Consider the following 17,717-nt stretch of genomic DNA (forward strand, 5'->3'; position numbering starts at 1 on the left):
CAATTGCAAAGTCAGGGGGTTTTTTATGAAACATCAGACATTCTCAAATGTAGCGAACCGATTAGACCGTCTCCCCATTTCACGTGTGCACTATCAAGTATTAACCGCTCTCGGAATCATCTATTTTTTTGATCTCGCTGATCTGTTTACGCTCAGCAACGTGGCTCCGGCGCTGATTGAGCATTGGGGCGTGAAGCTGTCCACCATTGCCGACATTACGGCTGCATCCTTCCTGGGCATGTTTTTAGGCGCCTCCATCGGCGGAAGGCTGTCTGATCGGATCGGCAGGAAAAAAGCGCTGAATTGTTTTGTCCTTGTCTTTTCGATCTCATCTTTTCTGAATGCGCTGGCATGGGATATTCCGTCCTTAATGATTTTCCGGTTCTTGACCGGGCTCGGCGTCGCGGCCGCCATGATTGTGACGAACAGCTATTTAGCGGAATTTTTTCCATCCTCCGTACGGGGAAAATACATCTCCCTTTGCGCCATGATCGGACTGATCGGCGTTCCCGTCACAAACGTTGTTTCCGCTTTTGTCATCCCTTTAGGCTCATGGGGGTGGCGGCTCGTATTCGTATGGGGGGCGGCCGGTCTCATTTATTTCTTTTTTATCCGCCGGCTTGAGGAATCGCCGCGCTGGCACGAAAATCGGGGCGCATATGATCAGGCAAACGCCATTATGAACCGTCTTGAAGCACGTGCAGAGAAAGAAAAAGGCCCGCTTCCCGCGCCAAAAGAGGCGGCAGAAGTACATACAGTGAAGCACGCAGGCTACTTAGGGCTGTTTCAGGGCAGGAATTTAAAGATCACCATCATCCTGTCAGCGGTATGGATTCTGGAAACCTTTGGCTTTTACGGCTTTGCTTCATGGGTGCCCAGCCTGCTGAAAAGCAACGGCATCACCATGGAAAAAACGCTGTGGTACAATGTGCTTCACTCTGTCGGCGCACCGCTTGGCGCATTGCTCGGTTCCATGATATCCGAGACGTTCCAAAGGAAATGGATTCTGGCCGCAAGCGCTTTTCTGACTGCTATTGCCGGACTGTTATACGGCATGACGTTTATTCCCGTCATGATTATTGTGTTTGGATTTGTCGTTAACGTCACGGAACGGATCTTTACCTCAAACTTATACGCATATACATCGGAGCCGTATCCTACGGAATATCGCTCGGCAGGGAGCGGGCTGGCGTACGGGCTCGGCCGTTTTTCCAACATATTCGGTTCCCTGCTCGTCGGATTTATTGCCGTTAAGCTCGGCTACATCAGCGTCTTTTTGTTCATCGGCGGCTGCTGGCTTCTATGTTCCGTTTTGTTAATCCTCTTCGGTCCGAAAACAAATGCACAGCAAATTTAATCAATAAAACAGTGCGGGGGAACCCGCACTGTTACACTGTGATTTCTATCAAATTGCCTTCCCCATCCTCTATCACGCTCTCATAATATCCGTCACCCGTCACGCGCGGGCCGCTTACAACCTGAAATCCATCGTTTTTAAACGTCTCCGTCAATTCATTCACCCGCTCCTTGCTGCCTGTAGAAAATGCGAGATGCGCCCATCCGGTCATATTCTGTGCCGGAGCTTCAACAATGCCGCCTTTTTTCATAAGTTCCAGCCTGCATCCGGAGTCAAATGTCAGAAAATACGATTTGAAATCTTTTTTCTCATTATGATAAAGGTCATTGGCCTTGGCGCCGAAGTATTTCTCATAAAATTCTTTCATCCGTTCTAAATCTTTCACCCATATGGCCGCATGTTCAATTCGCATATGTCCGCCTCCTTTTTTTCTCAATCTATTTATAAAGCATGAAACCCATTTCAGCTCAAGAATTTTTCCGCTGAAATTGATGCATAATTTGTTTTTTAGCCGTTTCTTCGTGAAAAAACAATAAAAATGCTTCCTTTCCGACCCGTTCCAAATGAAGTTCCAGGGATGGAATATTCAATGCCCGGCTGACGCTCAGATTTCCCTCGCCGATGATCTCCGCGTCCCATTTCTGTTCTTTCGCAAACTGGTACAAGCCGGCAGCCACATCATCACTGTGGGCATAGATGGCCGTCGGCGCCTTGTCGAAACCCCAGAAGTGCTCACCCGCCCTCTTTCCGTCGTCCATATCATGGCATCCGACCAGAATGCGGGTTTCATCAAGAGAGCCGAAAACCGCCTTATATGCGGTTACCTTGTCGGCCGTACTCGGGCTTTTTTCCGCTTCCCGCACACATGTAAAAGCAACGTCCTGATGCCCCCGGTTTTTCAAATACAAAAAGCTTTCTCTGTATGCTGCCTGCCTGTCATTATAAGCGCAGGGAATCTCTTGATGCTGTGTATATTCACAAGCGACAATGGGACCGTATTCCAGGTAAGGCACGGCGGTTTCCCATTCATTCGCGCGGGACGTGACAATCAGTCCGTCAATCTTTTTCATTTTCAGCAGTTCGAAATAGGTCATCTCTATAGCGGGGTCATAGTTGGTGGGGAAAAGGGTTGTCACGTAATCATGGGCAAACGCTTCCTTCGTGATACCGTTTACAATTTTGTCAAAGCAGGGATGGTCGCTGTACGGCAAAATCACGCCGATTGTATTGGTCTTTCCGCGAATCAGATCAATGGCGGTTCGATTAGGGGTATAATCCAGTTCCTTCATCACTTGATTCACAAGACGCCTTTTCTCCTCAGATACGTATGGGTGTCGGTTTAATACGCGTGATACGGTAGCCACCGACACATTTGCCAGTTTCGCAATCTCTTTTATATTTGCCATGTGCTCCTCCATTTTCGGTGATAAAAAAGCAGCAAGAGTGGATTTCTCTTACTGCTATCTCATCATAAATCCACTGTCATTTCAACAGGGCAATGGTCAGAACCCATGATATCGGCACAAATGGCCGCTTGGTTGATCCGCGGCTTCAGTCTGTCTGAAACAATGACGTAATCAAGCCGCCAGCCGATGTTTTTCTCACGTGCGTTCGTCCTGTAAGACCACCAGGAATAGGCGCCTTCCCGATCAGGATATAAATAGCGGAATGTGTCGGTAAATCCCGCGTTCAGCAGGGCGCTGAACGCTTCCCGCTCCTGCTCCGAGAAACCGGCGTTCTTCCGGTTGGCTTTCGGATTTTTTAAGTCTATCTCCCTGTGTGCGACATTCAGATCGCCGCATAAGATCACGGGCTTCTTCCGGTCAAGCTTCTGCAGATAATCCTTAAAATCGGCTTCCCATTGAAGACGGTAATCAATTCGCTCTAATCCGCGTTTGGCATTCGGCGTGTAACAGTTGACGACAAACACGTTCTCAAATTCAAGCGTGATCACCCGTCCTTCTTGATCATGATCGTCAATCCCCAGTCCATAGAACACGTGCAGCGGCTTTTCTTTCGAAAAAACAGCCGTGCCTGAGTAGCCTTTTTTCACCGCATAGTTCCAATAGGCGTGATATCCTTCAGGCTGTAATGATACTTGTCCGTCCTGTACTTTTGTTTCTTGCAGACATAGAATATCGGCTTCCGTTTCCTGAACGTAAGTATTGATATCTATCTTTTTCATCACGGCACGCAAGCCGTTTACATTCCAAGAAATCAGTTTCATGTGATCCCTCCTGTCCGGCTCAGCCGGTATTCCAGTGTTTCAATGTTTCCGCCCTCTAACGCCAGCAGCTGCTTTTTCATTTCTAAACCGCCTCTGAATCCGGTCAGTTTCCCGTTTTTTCCGATGACGCGATGGCACGGAACCGTAATCAATACCGGATTTTTTCCAATCGCTGCGCCCACGGCTCTTATAGCTGCCGGTTTCTGAATCATTTCTGCTATATCCGAATAGGAGTATGTCTCGCCGTACGGTATGTCCATAAGCGCTTTCCATACAGCAAGCTGAAATTCTGTCCCGTAAAGATCCACCGGCACTGAAAAAGCTGATCTGCCATTTTCAATGTACTCGGACAGCTCTGCCGTATAAGGCGCCAGCTTTTCATCATCACGTGCCAATCGGTATTGCGGCAGTGATTTTTTTGCCCACTGCTCAAACTCTTCAAAGCTTCCATAATTTGAGCCTATAAAGCAAAGCCCCTTAGATGTGGCGGCTGTATAAAGGCTCCAATCATTCCGTGTGAAGAGTGTCCAATAGATCATAGGCTCTTTACTCATATTGAACCTCCCTGTCCCATTTTGACGGTTTTTCGGTATTCTGTGGGCGAACTCCCGGTTCTCTTTTTAAAAAGAGTCGCGAAATGCGCTGTGTTTGGAATTCCGACAGTCAGAGCGATCTCCATGACTGTCATATCAGTATGCTTTAAAAGGTGTTCCGCCTTCGACAATCTTATTTTCTGTATATACTCAATCGGGGATATTCCCCTGATTTTTTTAAATGTCCGCTGTAAATGATAGGGGCTGCCGTGACACATTTCGGCCAGTACACTCAGAGTCAGGGATTCGTGATAATGGCGTTCAATGTATTCAATGATTTGAGCAATCCATTCTTCATCAGGAAGACGAAGACCGTTCGGCCGACACCTTTTACAGGGACGAAAATGTTTATCGAGCGCTGCATCAGCTGTATCAAACACCAGTACGTTTTCTTTATTCGGAACTCTCGATTTACAAGAAGGCCGGCAGAAAATCCCCGTCGTTTTTACTGCATAATAAAATACTCCGTCATAAGAAGCATCATTACGTATGATTGCGCTCCACTTTTCATCAGTCAGGATATTTCTGTCTGTCTCCATCTCAGCCACCCCCTGTTTTTCAGTATAAACAAATTCATTGTATAAGTACGCGTTTTTGAATAGAGGAGCAAGATAACAAAGGTGTAAGAAGCTCTTCCATGTTTCATGTGAAACATTTCGGCAGGATGGAGGGGGACTGATATAAAAAAAGAGCAGGAGCCCGCAGGCTCTTGCTCTTTTCTTTCGGCTTACTCGCCAGTTACGTATGGAAGTAAAGCCATTTGACGTGCGCGTTTGATCGCGATAGTCAATTTACGTTGGTATTTCGCATGTGTTCCAGTTACACGGCGAGGTAAGATTTTACCACGCTCAGAAACAAACTTTCTAAGAAGATCTACATCTTTGTAATCGATGTGCGTAATGCCGTTAGAAGTGAAGTAACAAACCTTACGGCGTTTCGCACGACCGCCTCTGCGTCCTCCTGCCATTGTCATTTCCCACCTTTCTCGTTATGAATATAGCGATAATCTATTAGAACGGAAGATCATCATCCGAGATGTCAATCGGCTTGCCGTCGTTGGCAAATGGATCATCATTAAAGCTGTTCCCTTGATTTCGTCTCTGGTTGTTCTGATTTCCGCCGAACGGATTATCATTTTGGCCTCCGCCAAAGTATTGGCCTCCGCCGCTGTTTCCTTCGTTGTATCCGCCTGATCCAGAACCGCCGTTGTTTTTAGGCTCAAGAAATTGAACACTTTCAGCTTGGACTTCTGTCACGAAGACACGCTGTCCCTGCTGGTTTTCATAATTTCTTGTCTGGAGTCGGCCGTCTACGCCGGCAAGGCTTCCTTTTTTAAGAAAGTTTGCAACGTTTTCGGCTTGTCTTCTCCAAGTGACACAATTAATGAAATCGGCTTCACGTTCTCCGGACTGGTTCGTGAATGTACGATTCACAGCAAGAGTAAACGTGGCGACAGCCGCACCGCTTGGCGTATAACGAAGCTCTGGGTCTTTTGTCAGTCTTCCGACTAATACAACTCGGTTAAGCATATGAAAGACCACCTTTTAACATTATATATTTCAAATTGCTTATTCTTCTTCTTTAACAACGATGTGGCGAATGATATCGTCACTGATCTTAGCTAAACGGTCGAATTCAGCAACCGCTGCAGCTTCAGACTGAACGTTTAAGATTTGGTAGAAACCGTCACGGAAATCGTTGATTTCGTAAGCAAGACGACGTTTACCCCAATCTTTTGTTCCAGTGATCTCCGCTCCGTTAGAAGTTAATACGTTGTTGAAACGCTCGATAACTGCCTTCTTTGACTCTTCGTCAATGTTCGGACGGATAATGTACATAACTTCGTACTTTTTCATCTGTTTGCACCTCCTTTTGGTCTAAGCGGCCCTATAATGGGCAAGGAGCAATAATTCTATTACTCACAAGTTTATATTATACCAAAGCTCTTGTCCCTTTACAACTGTGTCCTATACATTAAATCGGAAATGAATGACATCTCCGTCTTGGACTACATATTCTTTACCTTCCAGACGCACTTTTCCGGCTTCTTTCGCTCCGGACATTCCGCCGCCTGCCAAAAGGTCTTCATAAGCAACCGTTTCAGCGCGGATAAAGCCGCGTTCAAAGTCAGTGTGGATGATACCCGCACACTCAGGAGCTTTCATGCCTTTTCTGAATGTCCATGCGCGCACTTCCTGTTCGCCCGCCGTAAAGTATGTCGCAAGGCCGAGAAGAGAGTATGACGCTTTAATCAGCTGATCAAGACCTGACTCTTCAATGCCGAGCTCCTCAAGGAACATTTGCTTTTCTTCGCCTTCCAATTCAGCAATTTCAGACTCAATTTTCGCGCAGACGACAATAACTTCGGCGTTTTCACCCGCGGCGTACTCCCGGATTTTCGCAACATATTCATTATCTGAAGGATCAGCCACTTCATCCTCGCTTACATTTGCCACATAAAGCACGGGTTTTGACGTAAGCAAATGAAGCTGCTTCACAAGCTTTTGCTGTTCTTCCGTAAATTCAACGGAACGGGCAGGCTTTTCTTGTTCGAAAGCTTCTTTTAATTTAGACAGAATGTCAAATTCAAAAACCGCTTCTTTGTCTTTTTGCTTAGCAAGCTTGCTTACACGCGTGATGCGTTTTTCGACTGTCTCCATGTCGGCAAGAATCAATTCAAGATTGATCGTTTCAATATCGTCAATCGGATCGACTTTTCCTGACACGTGCGTAATATTGTCATCAGCGAATGCGCGTACAACGTGGCAGATCGCATCTACCTGACGGATATGAGAAAGAAACTTATTTCCGAGTCCTTCACCTTTAGATGCGCCTTTTACGATCCCCGCGATATCAGTGAATTCAAACGCAGTCGGCACCGTTTTTTTCGGATTCACCAATTCAGTCAGCTTTTGCAGACGTTCATCCGGCACTTCCACGATCCCCACGTTCGGGTCAATTGTACAGAACGGGTAGTTGGCTGATTCGGCACCAGCCTGGGTAATTGCATTAAATAACGTCGATTTTCCGACATTCGGCAAACCAACAATTCCAGCAGTTAAAGCCATTCTTTCATCTCCTCTATATCAAACCATCATCGTATAAACGTATTGTAAACCTAGAGCAATTATAAGGAGGTTCATAGGAAAAGACAAGCTGAGAAAAAAGCATTTCCCGCCCTCTCTCTCCTTAGATTATCCTTTTTTAACCGCTACCAGACAGTCAAAAAGCGTACTTCCCATTCCATTATCGGAATTTGAATCCTTTGTGAGCATGTTGACGGAGCCTCCGAATGCCGCCCACATGCCTTCATCTATATTCACCGTCTTCGGGTGAGCCTGCTTCATGATTTTCACCCTGCCGCGCAGACGGCCGCGGTCATTGTATACCTCTGCCGTATCTCCGTCTTGAAGTGAAAGCTCCTCGGCGATATCCGGCGATAGATCCACCTGAATCTGCTGAAGCTTTTCAATAAACGGCACGTGCTGTGAATGATTGGAGCGCTGCGGGTGAATGGACAGCAGCGTATACGGATATTTCCCGGCCAGTCCGGCGTCATGATAAACAGACTCCTCCGGCACTTCCAATTGAGGGAGGCCGCTGTATCCTTTCTCTTCTGCCAGTGACGAGACGAATTCAAATTTTCCGCTCGGAGTTAAAAATTGAAAATCACTCCACGGAACCTGTTTGACCGGAAGCGGCATATGTCCTTTTTCCTTTAATTGCTCAAGGGTGATTCCTTCTTTCTCCAAAGAAGAGAGCCCCATTTTTAAGAAATCTTCCGTACTGTAATCAAAGAGCTCCCCGAATCCGAGACGCTTTGCGAGCTCCGTCCAGATCCAGCGGTCTGATTTTGCCTCTCCCTGCGGTTCCGCAAGCTTCTTGCCATATTGAACATAGTGATGATACATGCTGGAATAATAAATATCTTCCTCTTCGAAAACAACGGCCGTCGGCAGCACATAGTCACAGAGCTTCGCCGTATCGGTCATGACCGAATCAATGGCCACTGTGACCGATGTTTTTTCAAACGCTTCCTTCACTTTTTTTGTATTCGGCACCTGTGTCAGCGGATTGCCGCACGTCACGATGATCATCTCAATCGGCGGATCGGCTGCATTCAGCGCCTCTTCGGCTTGAGTCATCATCGAAAACGTTCTCGAACTTTTCTTCAGATCAGGACGGGTGAGCTCGGCCTTTGCAAAGCTTTCACCGACTTGCACATTTCCGAAGTTTGCGCCGCCGCCTTTGATACCTACATTTCCGCTCGCCGCAGCTAAAGCGTCAATCCACCGTATCGTCCCGCCCCCGTTTTTATATCTCTGCATCCCAAGACCCATAAAAGTGGAGGCGGGACCGTCAGCATATAAATCAGCAAGATATTTAAGCACTTCTAAAGACGTTTCTGTTTTCTCAACGATCTCCTCAAAAGAAATCGTCTGCAGAAGCTTTTCTATTTCTTCAAAACCGACCGAATGCCTTTGAATGAAATCAGAATCGGTTCTGCCGGTTTGGCATAATATTTTTAAAACACCCGCCGCAAACCAGCCATCCATGCCGGGTTTGACGGATATATACCGATCGGCAAGCTTTGCAGTCGGGTTAAAAATAGGATCAATGACCGTCAGTGTCGCTCCTTTTTTCTTCACCTGCTGCAGATGATGATAGAGGTGCATATTCGTCCGGGACACGTTTCTGCCCCATACGATCACATGCTTGCTGTGATAAATATCAAGCGGTCCATGCCCGTAAGAACGCCCGAAATCCCAGCGCTGCGCTTCAATGCCGGAACCCCAGCAAATGCTGCCCGCAATCTCCGTCACACCGCCGTATCCATTGAAAAAACGCTGGTCGAGCGCCTTCAAAAGACCGTTATTGGCGTAATCATGACTGTGCAGCACTGCGGCAGTGCCCAACGTCTCCTTAATCACCGCCATTTTTTCAGCAATTTCATCTAACGCCTGCTCCCAGGAAATGCGGACAAATTCGCCGTCTTTCTTTTTTAAAGGAAAACGAAGCCGTTCCGGCGCATTCGTTTTCGTCTCCAGCATTCTGCCACGGCCGCAAATTTTCCCTTCTGTAATGGGATGATTCGGGTCTCCGTCTACTTTCGTCACTTTTCCATCCTCAACTGTCACCAAAAAGCCGCAGCTGTCCCAGCAATTCAGCGGGCACGCTGACTGATGCACTTTGCTCATCGGGCCTCTTCCTCTCCTCTATATGAAAAAGCATGAGCGCCAGCCCTTATGATGTAGGCTCCTCATGCTTGACGAGTACTTTTTTCAGCTTTCTCTCAAAATCTCTTCTCGGAATCATGACACTGTGGGAACAACCCATGCATTTGATCCGAATATCCATTCCCATCCGAATGATTTTCCACCTGTTTTCACCGCAAGGATGCGGTTTCTTCATTTCAACAATATCATTCAGGCCAAAGTCTTTATCCGCCAAGACCCTTCACCTCTCTCCATAGACTGCTTTATTTATTGTACAAAAAAAGACAGGATAAGAGCAACGGCCGCACTCAAAATGAGCGTTATACTTTTTTCCATCTCCCTAAAATAGGGTAAAGAAGAAGACATACCAACAAATAAAGACTTAAAAGCCCGTAAATGGGATATAAAATCGCGATCAAATCTGAAAAACCGATTGTCGTAAAAGGCACCATCACAGCTAAAAGAAGAGATACGAGCGTCCATCTCGGCAATTTCACAAATGCAAGCATGCGGCTGGACAGCCCGAACAGACCGGTCACGGTTGTCGTATAGATGGCTAAAAAAAGCACGGCGGCCATACAAAGAAATAACGGATAAGGAGCGCCTTCAAGAACGGCGAAAAGAGGAATCTCATATTGTGTAAGACTGCCTGAAAGCTGTACAAGCGTTTCATTGTAAACAAATGAAATCATACCGAAAATCAGTCCGCTTGCAACGCTTGCGATTTTCGCTTCTCCCAGTCCCTTCATATCTTTCCCGATTGAAGAAAGAACAGCGACAACAGAAAGGATGTTTAAGGACGTGAAGGTAATGCTTGCCGGCCAATTATACTGGCGGGTCAAATCTATCGTCCACGTGTAATGATGGGTTGTCTGAAAAAAGACCAATGCATATAACAGTCCCGCTACAAGAATCGGTATCAAAATACTATTCAGAGATAATATTCCTTTTATATCCCAAAAGAATAAACCGACGGTCACAATGCAAAGAAGAAAAATACCGATCCAAAACGGCAGCTTGTACATTTGCAGCGTCACACCGCCGCCGGCAATCATAACCATCGTCATTGAAAACAAATAAAACATAATAAGCACATCATAGACTTTAGCAAGAGCCGGCCCCATCAGATGCTCAAGCACAGGTAAAAAGTGCGTTGATTGAACCCGATAGCTGATCTTCAACACAATATAAGCTGAAATCGTAAACATGACTGTAAACAATACAATAGCCAGTCCGCTTTCGACACCGAAGAACTGCCATATTTCCTGCCCGCTTGCATATCCAGCCCCAATCTGGCTGCTTAATATGAGCAGCATCCACTTCATCCCGGCTCTCCACACCCTCATCACCTCATAAAATTTCTGATCATCTCCGCATATTGCTACTATATTGAGTGACAGCGGCAAACATTCATACAAATGGGACAAATATGGTATGATAACGACGATTAACTATTCAGAAAATTTTATTTATATAAGGAGCTCAAATCATGTACATCAGGCGTTTAACCGCAAGTGATACCCAGCCTTACTCCGATATCAGGCTCAAAGCTTTAAAAGATCACCCCGACGCATTCGCCGTCAGCTATGAGGAGGAGAAAGAATGGCCGTCCGAAAAATTCAAAGCCAGGCTTGAAGCCGACAATGCCATCGTGCTTGGCGCCTTTGAACAAGACAGACTGATAGGAATCCTCAAGATCTCCAAGCATCCGCTGTTTAAACTAAGACACATTGCGGTTATCGGTTCTATGTATATTTCCCCCAAACACCGAGGGTCAGGCGCGGGAAAAGCTTTATTGACGGAAGCCATCAGCCGGGCAAAAAAGATGAAAGACACAGAACAGCTCCATCTCTCTGTTACTTCAACAAATGAACCCGCAAAAAAACTCTACGCTCAGTTAGGATTTATCCTCTTCTCTGCAGAAAAAAGAGCGCTGAAATTAGATCATCAGCAATATGTCGACGTAGATCAAATGGTCTTATTTCTTTCATGAACTTAGAGAATAACTGCTCTGAGTTCTTTTTTCTATCCCGCTCTTTTCAAACAACCGGCATGCTCATCATGACATAAGCATAAAAAAAGGCAGCGCTGGATATACTGTAAACAACCATACAACACCAAAAACAATAATGTATTACTCGTATGACATGACAAGGAAGTGAACCTTATGAATCGAAAAGGCGGGCTTTTTTCTCAAGAACGGGCAAAACAATATGTTTCTCATACGGATTCTTCTGCTGCGAATCAAATACAAGCGATCCTTACTTCATCTTTACGTAAAGCAGCCGGCAGACCGTTAGTCACCGTGTGTATCGGTACAGATCGGTCGACCGGAGATTCATTAGGTCCGCTCGTAGGAACAAAGTTAGAAAAAATGAATTTAGGCAGATTGCACGTTTACGGCACGCTGTCAGATCCTGTTCACGCCGTCAATATGAAAGACAAGCTGAAAGATATTCAACAACTACATAAAAATCCGTTTATTATAGCGGTTGATGCTTGTTTAGGCCGCGTCAAAAGCGTAGGGTCATTTCAAATCGGCGATGGGCCGCTGAAGCCCGGAGCAGGTGTTCAAAAAGACCTTCCTGAAATCGGTGACGTCCATATCAATGGAATCGTCAATGTCAGCGGGTTTATGGAGTATTTTGTCCTGCAGAATACGAGGCTTCATCTTGTTATGAGCATGGCAAATGTTTTAGCAGAGGGGTTACAGCTGACAGATAAATCAGAAGGCCGGCAGGAACGGCTCAGTCCGTTTCATAAGCTGACAAGACGTATATAAAAAACCATCTTTTTATAAAAAGATGGTTTTTACGCTTCTCTTTCAGACAATAGTTCCAGGATACGTTCAAGATCTTCATTTGAGAAAAACTCAATCTCAATCTTCCCTTTTTTCTTTTGTCTCTTAATATTTACTGTTGTTCCGAAGTAATTTTGCAAATACGATTCCCGCTCTTTTAACACAACATCTTGAACAGGTTCTTTTTTCTTTGTTTCACGTGGAACATTGCTGTTTAACTGCTGAATCAGCTGCTCAAGCTGACGGACGTTCAGCTGTTCTTCAACCACTTTCTTCACAAGCGGTTCAAGCTTGGTTTTATTTTTAAGACCAAGCAAGGTTCTGCCGTGTCCCATGGATAACGTACCTTCTGCAATGAGGTTCTGGATGCTTTCCGGCAGCGTCAGCAGTCTTAAATGGTTGGCAATATGAGGCCTGCTTTTCCCGAGCCGTTTAGCGAGCTGTTCCTGGGTTAAATCCAAATGCTTCAGCAGTGAGTCATATGCCAGAGCTTCTTCAAGCGGTGATAAGTCTTCACGCTGAAGGTTTTCCAAAAGAGCGATTTCCCGCATCAGCGATTCAGATAAATCCCGCACGATAGCCGGCACTGTCTCTTTACCGGCAAGTTTTGCGGCGCGGTAACGGCGTTCGCCGGCTACAATATCATAGCCCTTCAATGATTTTCTCACGATAATGGGCTGAAGAATGCCATGCTGAATGATGGATTCCTTCAGTTCAGCTAATGACTCATCGTCAAATTGTTTTCTTGGCTGATAAGGATTGGGACGTAAATCACTGATTTTAATCTCTTCCACTGTCTCTTCAGACAAATCAACCTGATTAAACAACGCGTTAATCCCTTTTCCGAGCCCGCCTTTAGCCATTCGCTGCCACTTCCTTTGCTAAATCTAAATATACTTCCGCACCTCTCGAACGCGGATCGTATAATATGATCGGCTTGCCGTGACTCGGCGCCTCACTTAAACGGACATTGCGAGGGATAATGGTTTGATACACTTTATCTCTAAAGTATTTCTTTACCTCTTCTATCACTTGAATGCCGAGATTCGTTCTGGCATCAAGCATCGTCAGAAGCACTCCTTCTATCATTAAGTCGGTATTTAAATGTTTTTGCACAAGCCGAACTGTATTTAATAATTGACTCAATCCTTCAAGAGCGTAGTATTCGCACTGAACCGGGATAACGACTGAATCTGAAGCGGTAAGCGCATTAATCGTTAATAACCCGAGAGACGGAGGACAATCAATAATCATGTAATCGTAATTTTGTTTCACAGATTCTAATGCTCTTTTCAGCCTGACCTCCCGTGAGATCGTCGGAACCAATTCGATTTCCGCTCCCGCAAGCTGGATCGTGGCCGGAATGACATCTAAGTTCTCTACTGAAGTCGGTTTAATAATATCTGTAACATCTGCATCATCTACTAAAATGTCGTACACACAATGATCCACATCGGCTTTTTCAATCCCTAATCCGCTCGTTGCATTGCCCTGCGGATCAATATCAACAAGAAGAACCCTTTTACCTATGTAAGCCAAGCAAGCCCCCAGATTAACAGAAGTCGTCGTCTTCCCGACTCCGCCTTTTTGGTTCGTAATTGCTATGATTTTCCCCACGATGTCACCTACCTTCACATGAACATGTACTGTCTTGTTTCTATCTTATCAAAAAAAGAGTAAAGCGTTTTATTTTTTTCATAATTTGTTTATCAGCAAGTGAAAAAAATGTAAACGAAAAAGACACTTTCTAATATAAGTTCTCCGATAAAGTGACTTTTTTGACTGTAAAAAGACAATTCACGACATAAAAAGATAAAATTTTACATATATAATGTATAGTGCACAATAAATCTATCATTATCTCAAAATAGTTTTTTGATTAAAATAAAAACTCCCCTGCTGATCAGGAGAGTTTTTATTTAGGTATCCGAATGGTAAGCTGGATGTACTCTTCGAATTCTTCTTCTTCAGTATTCAGTCTGACGCCGCTGTCTTCTACCATGGACAGTGACTGACGAATCGTATTCATCGCAATTCTTGTATCCCTGCTGAACGCTTTGCGTCTCGGCTTTGGTTTCTGCTTATTCTGTTCAAGCATTTTCACCACTCTGTCTTCCGTCTGCTTGACGTTTAAGCTTTTCTCAATGATTTCCGCAAGCAATGTGACCTGAAGCTCCGGCTGTTTGAGCGGAATCAGTGCTCTTGCATGACGTTCCGTAATTTTTTTCTCCATAATCGCATCCTGGACGGGTTCCGGGAGCTTTAACAATCGGAGCTTGTTCGCAATCGTTGACTGGCCTTTTCCTAAGCGCTGCGCCAAGGCTTCCTGTGTTAAATCATGAAGTTCTAACAGCCTTGCGTACGCATGAGCTTCCTCAATGGAGGACAATTCTTCCCTTTGCAGGTTTTCAATCAAAGCGACAGATGCTGTTTCCGTATCAGAAAAATCTTTAATAATTGCGGGAATCTTCTCCCATTCAAGCGTCTGTACCGCTCTCCAGCGCCTTTCACCCGCAATGAGCTCATATTGTCCTTCATCTTCTGTATGTCTGACAACAATCGGCTGAATGATGCCGTGTGTATGGATAGTCATTGCTAACTCTTTGATTTTTTCATCTGAGAAAATGGTGCGTGGCTGAAAACGGTTGGGAACGATAGCATGTACCGGTATTTCGAGTATCTCTTCTTTGTTTGTATCATGCTCAGCTATCTCCGGTTCCTCTTCCTTCTCACCAAACCCGAAGAAACGAGAGAATGAATGCTTCATGTACCTACACCACCTTTAAAAACTGCCATTTTTATAATTCTATTTTCTCATGGTTTTTCCTGCTGTATCTTCATCAATTTTGCAGAAAATATGATGGAATTGTCACATCAGGCTGTCTAAATTACCCTTCAATTGGCGATTTATTTGGAGTACCCGGTTTTCTCGGATATTTTTTCGGAGTGCTTTTCGTCTTGCGAATGATCATAATGTTCCGTTCACTTTCTTCAACAGGAAGTGTAAAGGAATGAACTTGTTCAAGCTCTCCTCCCAATACTTTAATCGCCTTTTGCCCCGCTTTCAGCTCTTCATCAGCTGCTGCTGCTTTTAGTGCCGCAAATACGCCGTTTTTCTTGGCCAGCGGCAGACAAAGCTCACTCAGGACCGACAGACGCGCCACCGCACGGGCCGTCACGAGATCGAAGCTTTCCCGGACGTCTTTCCGCTGTCCGAATGTCTCCGCTCTGTCATGGACAAATGTCGTATGCTCTAATTGTAAAGCATCAGAGAGAGTTTCCAAAAACGTAATCCGCTTATTCAGTGAATCGACGATGGTGACATGCAGATGCGGGAAGCAGATTTTGATGGGCAGGCTTGGAAAACCGGCGCCGGCGCCGACATCACAAAGAGTGGTGACCTTTTCAAAATCAATATAAAATGCCGCCGTTATCGAATCATAAAAATGCTTGAGATAAACTTCCTTTTTCTCAGTGATGGATGTCAGATTCATTTTTTCGTTCCATTCCACGAGCATCCGGTAATACAACTCGAATTGCTCCAGCTGGCGGTCAGAAAGGGAAATCCCTTTCTCCGCTAAACTGGATGTAAATTCCTCTATATTCATGCCGTCATCCTTTCTATTCAGCTACCTTGGCAATACGGCCCTGCTCCAGGTATACCAGCAGGATTGAAATGTCTGCCGGATTGACGCCGGAAATACGGGACGCTTGAGCAACTGATAAAGGACGCACTTCTTTCAGCTTTTGACGGGCTTCAGTAGCAATTCCTTTAATGGCGTCATAATCAATCCGATCAGGGATTTTTTTGTTTTCCATTTTCTTCAGCTTTTCCACTTGCTGCAAGGATTTTTCGATATATCCTTCATATTTCACCTGAATTTCCACTTGTTCCGCCACATCTTGCGGAACCGGAGAATCTGCAGGCGCAAGTTTTGTCACTGTTTCATAGTTCATTTCCGGACGTTTCATTAAATCTGTGCCGCGCACTCCGTCTTTCAGCTCGCTTCCGCCGAGTGAACGGATATATTCCTGATTCTCAGGAGACGGCTTGATAATAACAGACCAGAGACGTTTTTTCTCTGCCTCGATCGCCGCTTTTTTCTTCTCAAACGCTTCATAGCGCTCATCAGAAATTAAGCCGATATCGTGGCCGATTTCCGTCAGACGAAGATCCGCGTTGTCGTGACGGAGCAGCAGTCTGTATTCCGCCCGTGAAGTCAGCAGACGGTACGGTTCATTGGTTCCTTTCGTTACCAAATCATCAATCAATACACCGATATAGGCATCGGAACGGCTGAGGATCACTTCTTCTTTTCCAAGCGCTTTGCGGCCTGCGTTGATCCCTGCCATAATTCCTTGCCCGGCTGCTTCCTCATAACCTGATGTACCGTTAATTTGACCGGCTGTGTACAGGTTAGGGATTTTTTTCGTCTCCAGTGTGGGCCAGAGCTGCGTCGGTACAATCGCGTCATACTCAATCGCGTATCCGGCTCTCATCATCTGCACCTTTTCCAGTCCCGGAATGGTCGCCAGCATCCGCTGCTGCACGTCCTCAGGAAGACTCGTGGATAAACCTTGAACGTATACTTCCTGCGTATTTCTGCCTTCCGGCTCAAGGAAAATCTGATGACGCGGTTTATCATTAAACCGAACGACTTTATCTTCAATCGAAGGGCAGTATCTCGGTCCCGTTCCTTTAATCATACCGGAATACATTGGCGAACGATGCAGGTTGCTGTCGATGATCTCATGAGTCTCAGGACTCGTGTAAGTCAGCCAGCAAGGCAGCTGATCGGTAATGTATTCAACCGTTTCATATGAGAAAGCGCGCGGAACCGGGTCCCCCGGCTGGATTTCTGTTTTGCTGTAATCAATGGAATCGCTTGAGACACGAGGAGGCGTGCCCGTTTTAAAACGGACGAGATCAAAACCGAGCTCCTCTAAGTGCTCAGAAAGTTTAATAGACGGCTGCTGGTTATTCGGGCCGCTTGAGTAAGACAAATCACCGAGAATGATCCGCCCTCTTAAATACGTTCCTGTTGTCAGCACGACCGTTTTTGCCTTGTATTCAGCACCGGTTTGCGTAATGACACCGCGGCACTCTCCGTCTTCAATGATTAAACGCTCTGCAATCCCTTGAAGAAGTGTCAAATTCGGTGTTTTTTCCAGTGTATGCTTCATTTCGTGCTGATATTGGAATTTATCCGCCTGCGCACGCAGCGCCCGTACGGCCGGACCTTTTCCTGTATTCAGCATTCTCATTTGAATATGAGTTTTATCTATATTTCTAGCCATTTCTCCGCCGAGCGCGTCAATTTCGCGGACGACAATCCCTTTCGCGGGGCCGCCGACAGACGGATTACATGGCATAAACGCAACCATATCAAGATTAATCGTCAAAACAAGCGTTTTGGCTCCCTGGCGCGCGGATGCGAGGGCAGCCTCAACACCGGCATGCCCGGCGCCGATGACAATCACGTCGTATTGGCCTGCTTCATACCCCATGTTTTTTTCCTCCCTT

The 17,717-nt window shown here is 45.7% G+C and carries 20 protein-coding genes; 3 read left to right on the top strand and 17 right to left on the bottom strand.

Features of this window, described 5'->3' with window-relative positions; translation table 11 throughout:
• The first annotated feature begins 25 nt into the window (after window positions 1–25).
• Window positions 26–1,357 carry an MFS transporter gene (locus MY7_RS17795; RefSeq protein WP_007615061.1) on the top strand — a complete coding sequence of 444 codons (1,332 nt, stop codon included), beginning with the start codon at window positions 26–28 and terminating at the stop codon, window positions 1,355–1,357.
• Window positions 1,358–1,388: 31 nt separating this feature from the next.
• Here MY7_RS17795 and MY7_RS17800 read toward each other — a convergent pair whose 3' ends face one another.
• The 12 genes from MY7_RS17800 to MY7_RS17855 form a co-directional block, all read right to left on the bottom strand.
• Complete coding sequence (locus MY7_RS17800) at window positions 1,389–1,769, bottom strand: VOC family protein (protein ID WP_007615062.1); 381 nt, start codon at window positions 1,767–1,769, stop codon at window positions 1,389–1,391.
• Window positions 1,770–1,824: 55 nt separating this feature from the next.
• Complete coding sequence (locus MY7_RS17805) at window positions 1,825–2,763, bottom strand: LacI family DNA-binding transcriptional regulator (RefSeq protein ID WP_029325792.1); 939 nt, start codon at window positions 2,761–2,763, stop codon at window positions 1,825–1,827.
• A 62-nt stretch (window positions 2,764–2,825) separates the two neighbouring features.
• On the bottom strand, window positions 2,826–3,584 hold the full coding sequence (gene xth / locus MY7_RS17810; protein ID WP_007615064.1) for an exodeoxyribonuclease III: 759 nt from the start codon (window positions 3,582–3,584) through the stop codon (window positions 2,826–2,828).
• Entirely contained in the window at window positions 3,581–4,138 is a 558-nt protein-coding gene (locus MY7_RS17815) for a methylated-DNA--[protein]-cysteine S-methyltransferase (RefSeq protein ID WP_007615065.1), read from the bottom strand. The genes xth and MY7_RS17815 overlap by 4 nt, the downstream gene beginning before the upstream one ends.
• Window positions 4,135–4,716 (bottom strand): bifunctional transcriptional activator/DNA repair enzyme AdaA, encoded by a 582-nt coding sequence (locus MY7_RS17820; protein ID WP_007615067.1) that lies wholly within the window; start codon window positions 4,714–4,716, stop codon window positions 4,135–4,137. The genes MY7_RS17815 and MY7_RS17820 overlap by 4 nt, the downstream gene beginning before the upstream one ends.
• A gap of 188 nt (window positions 4,717–4,904) precedes the next feature.
• Complete coding sequence (rpsR, locus tag MY7_RS17825; RefSeq protein ID WP_029325793.1) at window positions 4,905–5,144, bottom strand: 30S ribosomal protein S18; 240 nt, start codon at window positions 5,142–5,144, stop codon at window positions 4,905–4,907.
• A gap of 43 nt (window positions 5,145–5,187) precedes the next feature.
• Complete coding sequence (gene ssbA, locus MY7_RS17830) at window positions 5,188–5,706, bottom strand: single-stranded DNA-binding protein SsbA (RefSeq protein ID WP_007615071.1); 519 nt, start codon at window positions 5,704–5,706, stop codon at window positions 5,188–5,190.
• A gap of 39 nt (window positions 5,707–5,745) precedes the next feature.
• On the bottom strand, window positions 5,746–6,033 hold the full coding sequence (gene rpsF, locus MY7_RS17835; protein WP_004392977.1) for a 30S ribosomal protein S6: 288 nt from the start codon (window positions 6,031–6,033) through the stop codon (window positions 5,746–5,748).
• A 111-nt stretch (window positions 6,034–6,144) separates the two neighbouring features.
• Entirely contained in the window at window positions 6,145–7,245 is a 1,101-nt protein-coding gene (ychF, locus tag MY7_RS17840; RefSeq protein ID WP_004392975.1) for a redox-regulated ATPase YchF, read from the bottom strand.
• Window positions 7,246–7,371: 126 nt separating this feature from the next.
• Window positions 7,372–9,375, bottom strand: coding sequence for a molybdopterin-dependent oxidoreductase (locus tag MY7_RS17845; protein WP_007615074.1), 2,004 nt, complete (start codon window positions 9,373–9,375; stop codon window positions 7,372–7,374).
• A gap of 46 nt (window positions 9,376–9,421) precedes the next feature.
• Complete coding sequence (locus tag MY7_RS17850) at window positions 9,422–9,628, bottom strand: DUF951 domain-containing protein (protein WP_007615075.1); 207 nt, start codon at window positions 9,626–9,628, stop codon at window positions 9,422–9,424.
• Between the two features lie 85 nt (window positions 9,629–9,713).
• On the bottom strand, window positions 9,714–10,739 hold the full coding sequence (locus MY7_RS17855; RefSeq protein ID WP_088005468.1) for a YkvI family membrane protein: 1,026 nt from the start codon (window positions 10,737–10,739) through the stop codon (window positions 9,714–9,716).
• A gap of 143 nt (window positions 10,740–10,882) precedes the next feature.
• On the opposite strand from MY7_RS17855, the gene MY7_RS17860 reads away from it, so the two are divergent.
• Window positions 10,883–11,386, top strand: a complete 504-nt coding sequence (locus MY7_RS17860; protein WP_007615078.1) for a GNAT family N-acetyltransferase — start codon at window positions 10,883–10,885, stop codon at window positions 11,384–11,386.
• A gap of 174 nt (window positions 11,387–11,560) precedes the next feature.
• Entirely contained in the window at window positions 11,561–12,175 is a 615-nt protein-coding gene (gene yyaC / locus MY7_RS17865; protein ID WP_007615080.1) for a spore protease YyaC, read from the top strand.
• 29 nt (window positions 12,176–12,204) lie between these two features.
• Here yyaC and MY7_RS17870 read toward each other — a convergent pair whose 3' ends face one another.
• The 5 genes from MY7_RS17870 to mnmG all read right to left on the bottom strand — a co-directional run bounded on the left by MY7_RS17870 (window position 12,205) and on the right by mnmG (window position 17,701).
• On the bottom strand, window positions 12,205–13,056 hold the full coding sequence (locus MY7_RS17870; RefSeq protein WP_007615081.1) for a ParB/RepB/Spo0J family partition protein: 852 nt from the start codon (window positions 13,054–13,056) through the stop codon (window positions 12,205–12,207).
• The gene (soj, locus tag MY7_RS17875; RefSeq protein ID WP_007409899.1) at window positions 13,049–13,810 is read right to left on the bottom strand and encodes a sporulation initiation inhibitor protein Soj; all 762 of its coding nucleotides are present in this window, start codon (window positions 13,808–13,810) and stop codon (window positions 13,049–13,051) included. Before soj ends, MY7_RS17870 begins: the two co-directional genes overlap by 8 nt.
• Window positions 13,811–14,108: 298 nt before the next feature.
• On the bottom strand, window positions 14,109–14,960 hold the full coding sequence (noc, locus tag MY7_RS17880) for a nucleoid occlusion protein (protein WP_007615083.1): 852 nt from the start codon (window positions 14,958–14,960) through the stop codon (window positions 14,109–14,111).
• Between the two features lie 121 nt (window positions 14,961–15,081).
• Complete coding sequence (rsmG, locus tag MY7_RS17885; protein WP_007409901.1) at window positions 15,082–15,801, bottom strand: 16S rRNA (guanine(527)-N(7))-methyltransferase RsmG; 720 nt, start codon at window positions 15,799–15,801, stop codon at window positions 15,082–15,084.
• Window positions 15,802–15,814: 13 nt separating this feature from the next.
• Window positions 15,815–17,701, bottom strand: a complete 1,887-nt coding sequence (gene mnmG, locus MY7_RS17890) for a tRNA uridine-5-carboxymethylaminomethyl(34) synthesis enzyme MnmG (RefSeq protein ID WP_007615086.1) — start codon at window positions 17,699–17,701, stop codon at window positions 15,815–15,817.
• Window positions 17,702–17,717 lie beyond the last annotated feature (16 nt).

Origin of the sequence: Bacillus sp. 5B6 (assembly GCF_000259405.1) — a bacterium.
Taxonomy (GTDB): Bacteria; Bacillota; Bacilli; order Bacillales; family Bacillaceae; genus Bacillus; species Bacillus velezensis.